Source organism: Paraburkholderia sp. BCC1885, from assembly GCF_900996235.1.
Classification (GTDB): Bacteria; Pseudomonadota; Gammaproteobacteria; order Burkholderiales; family Burkholderiaceae; genus Paraburkholderia.
On the sequence record NZ_CAAJGM010000251.1, the window covers coordinates 1 to 7,670 of the forward strand.

The following is a 7,670-nucleotide window of genomic DNA, read 5'->3' on the forward strand; positions in this document are numbered from 1 at the left end:
CTGCTGGCGATCCTGAAGGCGGGCGGTGCGTATGTGCCGCTGGACCCGGGCTACCCGGCGGAGCGGCTGGCCTACATGATGGAGGACAGCGGGATCGGGCTGCTGCTCACGCAGTCGCATCTGGTGGCGGGGCTGCCGGTGCCGTCGGGTGTGAAGGTGATCGAGCTGGACACGCTGGATGTGTCGGGCGAGGCGGACCGGGCGCCGGAGGTGAAGGTGAACGGAGAGAACCTGGCGTACGTGATCTACACGTCGGGTTCAACGGGCCGACCCAAGGGGGCGGCGAACCGGCACAGTGCGCTGTCGAACCGTCTGGCGTGGATGCAGTCGGCGTACGGGCTCGATGCGGGCGACGTAGTGCTGCAGAAGACGCCGTTCAGCTTCGACGTGTCGGTGTGGGAGTTCTTCTGGCCGCTGATGACGGGCGCGAAACTGGTTATGGCGGAGCCGGGCGCGCACCGGGATCCGCAGCGGCTGGTGGAGCTGATCAATGGTCACGGTGTGACGACGCTGCACTTCGTGCCGTCGATGCTGCAGGCGTTCGTGGCACACGAGGGGGTGGCTGGCTGCACCGGACTGAAGCGGATCGTGTGCAGCGGCGAGGCGCTGCCGGCGGAGCTGGCGAACCGCACGCTGGAGTTGCTGCCGCAGGCGGGGCTGTACAACCTGTACGGGCCGACGGAGGCGGCGATCGACGTGACGCACTGGACGTGCGAAGCGGGGGCCGGGGTGGTGCCGGTCGGTCGTCCGATCGGTAACGTTCAGACGCACGTGCTGGACGCTTCGATGAATTTGGCGTTGCCGGGGGTGGCGGGCGAGTTGTACCTGGGCGGTGCGGGTCTGGCGCGCGGCTACCTGAAGCGGGCGGGGCTGACGGCAGAGCGGTTCGTGCCGGACCCGTTCGATGCGAACGGCGGGAGGTTGTACCGCACGGGTGACCTGGTGCGGTGGAATGCGCAGGGAGCGCTGGAGTACCTGGGGCGCATCGACCATCAGGTGAAGGTGCGGGGCTTCCGGATCGAGCTTGGGGAGGTAGAGGCGGCGCTGCTGTCGCAGGCGGGTGTGCGCGAGGCGGTGGTGACGGCGCAGGCGGGGCCGGGCGGGATGCGGCTGGTGGGGTACGTGGTGCCGCAGGCGGGGGTCGAGCTGGAAGCGCAGGCGCTGCGCGTGCAGTTGGGCGGTGTGTTGCCCGAGTACATGGTGCCGTCGGCACTGGTGGTGCTGGAGGCGATGCCGCTGAGCCCGAACGGGAAGGTGGACAGGAAGGCGCTACCGGAGCCGGAGTATATGGAGCGCGAGTGCGAGGCGCCACAGGGCGAGGCGGAAGAGGCGCTGGCGAGCGTCTGGGCGGACGTACTGCAGGTCGCGCGCGTGGGCCGGCATGACAATTTCTTTGCGCTCGGCGGCGATTCCATTCTCGGGCTGAAGCTCGTCTCCGGTCTGCGCAGCGCAGACTTCAATCTCACATTGCGTCAGCTCTTTGCGGCGCAGACCGTTGCCAGCCTTGCGGCATTGATTGAAAAGCGGCCGACCGATGAATCTCATAAGGTGATTCCTGCAGTACCGCGAGGTGAGGCGCGTGCGTTCCCTCTGTCGCATAGTCAGCAGCGAATGTGGTTTCTCTGGCGGCTTCAGCCGGAAAGCACTGCGTACAACATGGCAGGCGCACACAGGGTTCGTGGTCATCTGGACCGGGCTGCAGTGCGCCAAACCTTCGATAGCCTGGTGACGCGGCAGGAAAGCCTGCGGACGATATTTGTTGAGGATGCGAGTGGTGTCGTGCAGCAGTTGATCCAGACGGATGCGCGCTACGAATATCGGGAGGTTGACGCCTGCGCGAACAGTGCAGAGGGTATGCCTCACATCGAGGCGCTAGCGGCGTCTATTGCGACCACGCCATTTGACCTGAGAAACGGGCCGCTGCTGCGTGTTGGACTTATCCGTGTCAGTGACGTGGATCATGTGATTGTGGTGGCAATGCATCACATTGTTTCCGATGGTTGGTCAGTGGAGATACTCCTGCGAGAGTTTGCCGCGTTATACGAGGCTCACACAATGCGTGCGCAGGTGCATCTGGCACCGCTTCCGATCCAGTACGTGGACTATGCAGTTTGGCAGTGTGAGTGGCTGGAGTCGGACGGGCACGCGAGAGAACTCTCGTACTGGAAGAGCCGGCTTGGCGACGAGCACCCGGTAGTTGCTCTGCCGCTTGACCATCCTCGGCAATCTCTCGGTGCTTACGGTTGTGGGCGCTACGGGATGGACCTGTCCCGCGAGCTGTCGGCAGATGTCCACAGGATTGCGCAGCAGACGAACACAACGCCTTTCATGGTGCTGCTTTCCGCGTTTGACGTGCTGTTGCACCGGTACACGGGGCAAAGCGACATTCGTGTCGGTGTCCCGATTGCGAACCGGCACCGTCCAGAGACCGCCGGCCTGATCGGCTTCTTCGTCAATACGCAGGTCATGCGCGCGCGGGTCTGCGCGACGTCCACGCTGGCGCAAGTGCTGACTGGCACGCGGGAGGCCGCGCTAGCTGCACAGGCACATCAGGACCTTCCATTCGATGTGCTGGTGGACGAGCTGCAGCCGGAGCGCAGCCTGAGCCATACGCCGCTGTTCCAGGTGATGTTCAACTACATCAGGGGAAATCTCCTTGCGTCTGGAAGTCTGGCAGGACTGTCTGTCGAGCCGTACCCTGTCCCGGAAGGTATGGCGCAGTTTGAGATGACGCTGGATGTTGTTGAGGCGACCGACGGAGCGATTCGCCTCAGCTATCGCTATGCAAAAGAGCTCTTCGAGCCCGGAACGGTCGTGCGTATCGCACGGCATTACCTGGAAGTGTTAAAGGCTTTCACGAGCGATCTGGGTATTACGGTTGAAGAGACTGGAATCCTCGACGATCCGGAGCGTCAGGCACTGCTGTCGTGGAGCCGCCATGAGGAATCCGATCATGACGTGCGCTCGGTGCACGAACTGATCGCCGGGCAGGCGATGGCGAGGCCGGATGCCACAGCGGTTGTCTTCGGTGACGTGCAGGTGAGCTACGGGCAACTGGATGCCCAGGCGAACCGTCTTGCGCATCGTCTCGCGAAGCTCGGCGTGGGGCCGGAGGTGCGGGTGGGCATCGCGGTGGAGCGCTGTGTCGAAATGGTGGTAGGGCTGCTGGCGATCCTGAAAGCGGGCGGTGCGTATGTGCCGCTGGATCCCGAGTATCCGGCTGAGCGCCTGTCGTACATGATGGGCGACAGTGGGATCGGTCTGTTGCTCACGCAGTCGCATCTGGCGGGCGAGCTGCGGGTGCCGGCAGGGGTGCAGGTGATCGAGCTGGACGCGCTTGACGTGTCGGGCGAGGCGGACCGCCCGCCGGAGGTGAAGGTGCGCGGGGAGAACCTGGCGTACGTGATCTACACGTCGGGCTCCACGGGCAAACCCAAGGGCGCCCAGCTCACGCACCGCAACGTGTCCCGTCTGCTGACGGCGACCGACACGCGGTTCGGCTTCGGTCCGTCGGACGTGTGGACGATGTTCCACTCGTACGCGTTCGACTTTTCGGTATGGGAGCTGTTCGGCGCATTGTGTTACGGCGGGAAGTTGGTGGTGGTGCCGTACATGACGAGCCGCTCACCGCAGGAGTTCCTGGCACTGCTGCAGCAGCAGGGTGTGACGGTGCTGAACCAGACGCCGTCCGCGTTCCGGCAACTGATGCAGGTTCCGGAGTTGTATGAAGCGGGAAACCTGAAGCTTCGCGTAGTGATCTTCGGGGGCGAGCCGCTGGAGCCAGAGAGCCTTCGGCCGTGGTTCGGATACTTCGGTGATGCGAATCCGCAGCTGGTCAACATGTACGGGATCACCGAGACGACGGTGCACGTCACGTACCGGCCGGTAACGGTGGCGGACATGGACGGTGGGCGCAGTCCGGTGGGCCGGGCGATCCCGGACCTGGGCGTGTACGTGCTCGACGGGGCAGGCAACCTGGCGCCTGTCGGCGTAGCGGGTGAATTGCACGTGGCTGGTGCGGGCCTGGCGCGAGGTTACCTGAACCGTGCCGGGCTGACAGCGGAGCGGTTCGTGCCGGATCCGTTCGGCGGGAACGGCGGGCGGCTGTACCGCACGGGGGATCTCGCGCGATGGAATGCAGATGGTGCACTGGAATACCTGGGGCGCATCGACTACCAGGTGAAGGTGCGGGGCTTCCGCATCGAGCTGGGCGAGGTGGAGTCGCAGTTGCATGCGCAGGCGGGCGTGCGCGAGGCGGTGGTGACGGCGCAGGAGGGACCGGGCGGCACACGGCTGGTGGCGTACGTAGTGCCGGAAGCGGGCGTGGATCTGGAAGCGCAGGTGCTGCGCACGCAACTGGGCGGTGTGCTGCCGGATTACATGGTGCCGTCTGCGATCGTGGCGCTGGATTCGATGCCGCTGAACCCGAACGGGAAAGTGGACAGGAAGGCGCTTCCGGCGCCGGAATATGCTGAGCAGGAGTACGAAGCACCGGAAGGAGAAGTGGAAGAGATGCTAGCGCGCATCTGGCAGGAGGTTCTGGGTGTGGAGTGCGTGGGCCGACATGCGAACTTCTTCGAGTTGGGTGGGGATTCGATCCTGACCCTGCAAATCGTGGCGAAGGCGCGCGAAGCGGGTTGGAAGGTGACGCCGCGGCAGCTGTTCGAGCAGTACACCATCATCAGCCTTGCCCCGGTGCTGCAACGGGTCGTGGATGAGTTGCAGGGATTCGATATCGAACAGTTCGCGCTATCGGGCCTGACACAGGCGGAGCTGGATGCATTGCCGGTGCTGCACGCGCAGCTTGAAGACGTGTACCCGCTGTCACCGATGCAGTCGGGGATGCTGTTCCACACGCTGTATGCGCCGGGCGGCAGCGCGTACCTGAACCAGTTGCGTGTCGACATCGAAGGACTGGACGTGGAGCGCTTCCGCGCAGCGTGGCAGGAGTCGACGGCGCACAACCCGGTGCTGCGCACGGGGTTCCTGCCGCACGGCGAAGGGTGGCTGCAGTGGGTGGCGAAGACGGTTGAGGTGCCGTTCGAGGAGCACGATTGGCGCGACCGTGAGACGGTAGACGCGGGGTTGGAGGAATTGGCGGGCGCGCAGCTTGCGCGGGGCTTCGACCTGTCACAGCCACCGCTGCAGCGGCTGGTGCTGGTGCGCGCTGGCGATCAGCAGTATCACCTGATCTGGACACACCACCATGTGCTGCTGGACGGCTGGAGCGTGTCCCAACTGCTGGGCGAGGTGCTGCGCCGCTACCGGGGCGACGAGGTGGTGACTCAGGGCGCGCATTACCGCGACTATATTGGGTGGCTGCAGCGACGCGATGCGGCTCAGAGTGAGGCGTACTGGCGCGGGCAGCTTGCGCAGCTGGATGAGCCGACGCGGCTGGTGGGGACGCTGCCGGCCGGGGAAGCTGGACTGCAGGGCTACGGCGAGCACGAGGTGAGGCTGGACGACGCTTCGACGTCGCGACTGTCGGCGTTTGCGCGGGCCGAGCGTGTGACGGTGAACACGCTGGTGCAGGCGGCATGGGCGCTGGTGCTGCAGCGGTGCACGGGCCAGGAGACGGTGGTGTTCGGGGCGACGGTGGCGGGGCGGCCGGCGGAACTAGCGGGCTCGCAGCAACTGCTGGGTTTGTTCATCAACACGGTGCCGGTGATCACGCGGGTGCGTGGCGATACCGTGCTGGGCGAGTGGCTACGGGCGTTGCAGGAACAGGCGGTGGCTGCGCGTGAGCACGAGCACACGCCGCTGTACGAGATCCAGCGGTGGGCAGGCGCGAGTGGCCGGGGGCTGTTCGACAGCATCGTGGTGTTCGAGAACTATCCGGTGGATCAGGTGCTGAAGGAGGCGGCGCCGGGCGGGCTGCGCTTCGGCTCCGCGCGAAGTAGGGATGAAACGAGTTATGACCTGGCGCTTCTTGTCGCGCAGGGCAATACGCTCGTGCTGAAGTTCAGCTTCAGCCGCGACGCTTTTTCCGACGTCGGCATCAGGAAACTGGCTCAACAGGTCAAGTATCTGCTCGATGGATTTGCGGACAACTCAGCTCGTGCGCTCGGCGAAATCGTTCTGACCGATGAGGCACAACGGCGAGAGATGCTGGCCTGGTCGCGCAACGAGCAGGCCTATGGGAGCCTCCAGCCTGTACACAGGCTGTTCGAGGAGGTGGCGGCAGCACATCCCGACAACATTGCACTGGTCTTCGGCGACGAACAGTTGAGCTACGCGGAGCTGAACGCGCGGGCGAATCGTCTTGCGCAGCGGCTCGTGAAGCTGGGCGTGGGACCGGAGGTGCGGGTGGGCCTGTCGGCGGAGCGCTCGGTAGAGATGGTGGTGGGGCTGCTGGCAATCCTGAAGGCAGGGGGGGCCTATGTGCCGCTGGACCCGGAATATCCGGCCGAGCGGCTTGTCTACATGATGGCTGACAGTGGGATAGGGCTGCTGCTGACGCAGTCGCATCTGGTGAAGGAACTGCCCGTGCCGGCAGGCGTGGAGGTGCTGGAGCTGGACGCGCTGGACGCGTCGGGCGAGGCGGCGAGTGCCCCCGATGTTGAGGTGCACGGGGAGAACCTGGCATACGTGATCTACACGTCGGGCTCCACCGGCCAGCCCAAGGGCGTGGCGAGTCGCCATCACGGGTTAACCAACCGGCTGGTATGGGGCCAGCAGGCATACGCGCTGTCTTCGGACGACCGGGTGCTGCAGAAGACGCCGTTTGGATTCGACGTTTCCGGGTGGGAGTTCTACTGGCCACTGATTGTCGGAGCGCAACTGGTGATGGCTGCGCCCGGAGACCATCGCGATCCGCAGCAGATCGAGGAGCTGATTGTTCGTCATGGTGTGACGACGGTGCACTTCGTGCCGTCGATGCTGCAGGCGTTTGTGGCGCACGCCGACGTGGCGCGATGCGCCGGTCTCAGACGGATTTTCTGCAGCGGCGAGGCGTTGCCAGCGGAACTGGCGCAGCGGCTGCTCGAGATGTTACCGAAGGTGGAGTTGTACAACCTGTACGGACCGACGGAGGCGTCCATCGAGGTGGCACACTGGACCTGTCATGTAGGCGACGCTGTCGTACCAATCGGTCGGCCAGTCGGCAATGTGGAAACGCTCGTGCTGGATTCCGCGATGAATCTTGTGCCGCAAGGAATGGCGGGTGAGCTATACCTTGGCGGGGTCTGTCTCGCGCGTGGGTACCTGAAGCGGGCGGGGCTGACGGCAGAGCGGTTCGTGCCGGACCCGTTCGATGCGAACGGCGGGAGGTTGTACCGCACGGGTGACCTGGTGCGGTGGAATGCGCAGGGAGCGCTGGAGTACCTGGGGCGCATCGACCATCAGGTGAAGGTGCGGGGCTTCCGGATCGAGCTTGGGGAGGTAGAGGCGGCGCTGCTGTCGCAGGCGGGTGTGCGCGAGGCGGTGGTGACGGCGCAGGCGGGGCCGGGCGGGATGCGGCTGGTGGGGTACGTGGTGCCGCAGGCGGGGGTCGAGCTGGAAGCGCAGGCGCTGCGCGTGCAGTTGGGCGGTGTGTTGCCCGAGTACATGGTGCCGTCGGCACTGGTGGTGCTGGAGGCGATGCCGCTGAGCCCGAACGGGAAGGTGGACAGGAAGGCGCTACCGGAGCCGGAGTATATGGAGCGCGAGTACGAGGCGCCGGTGGGCGAGGT

1 protein-coding gene is annotated in these 7,670 nt (G+C 65.2%); it reads left to right on the top strand.

The window, feature by feature from the left end:
* Positions 1-7,670 (top strand): non-ribosomal peptide synthetase (locus FQ755_RS32135; protein WP_144160831.1); only part of this gene is annotated, 7,670 nt, incomplete at both ends.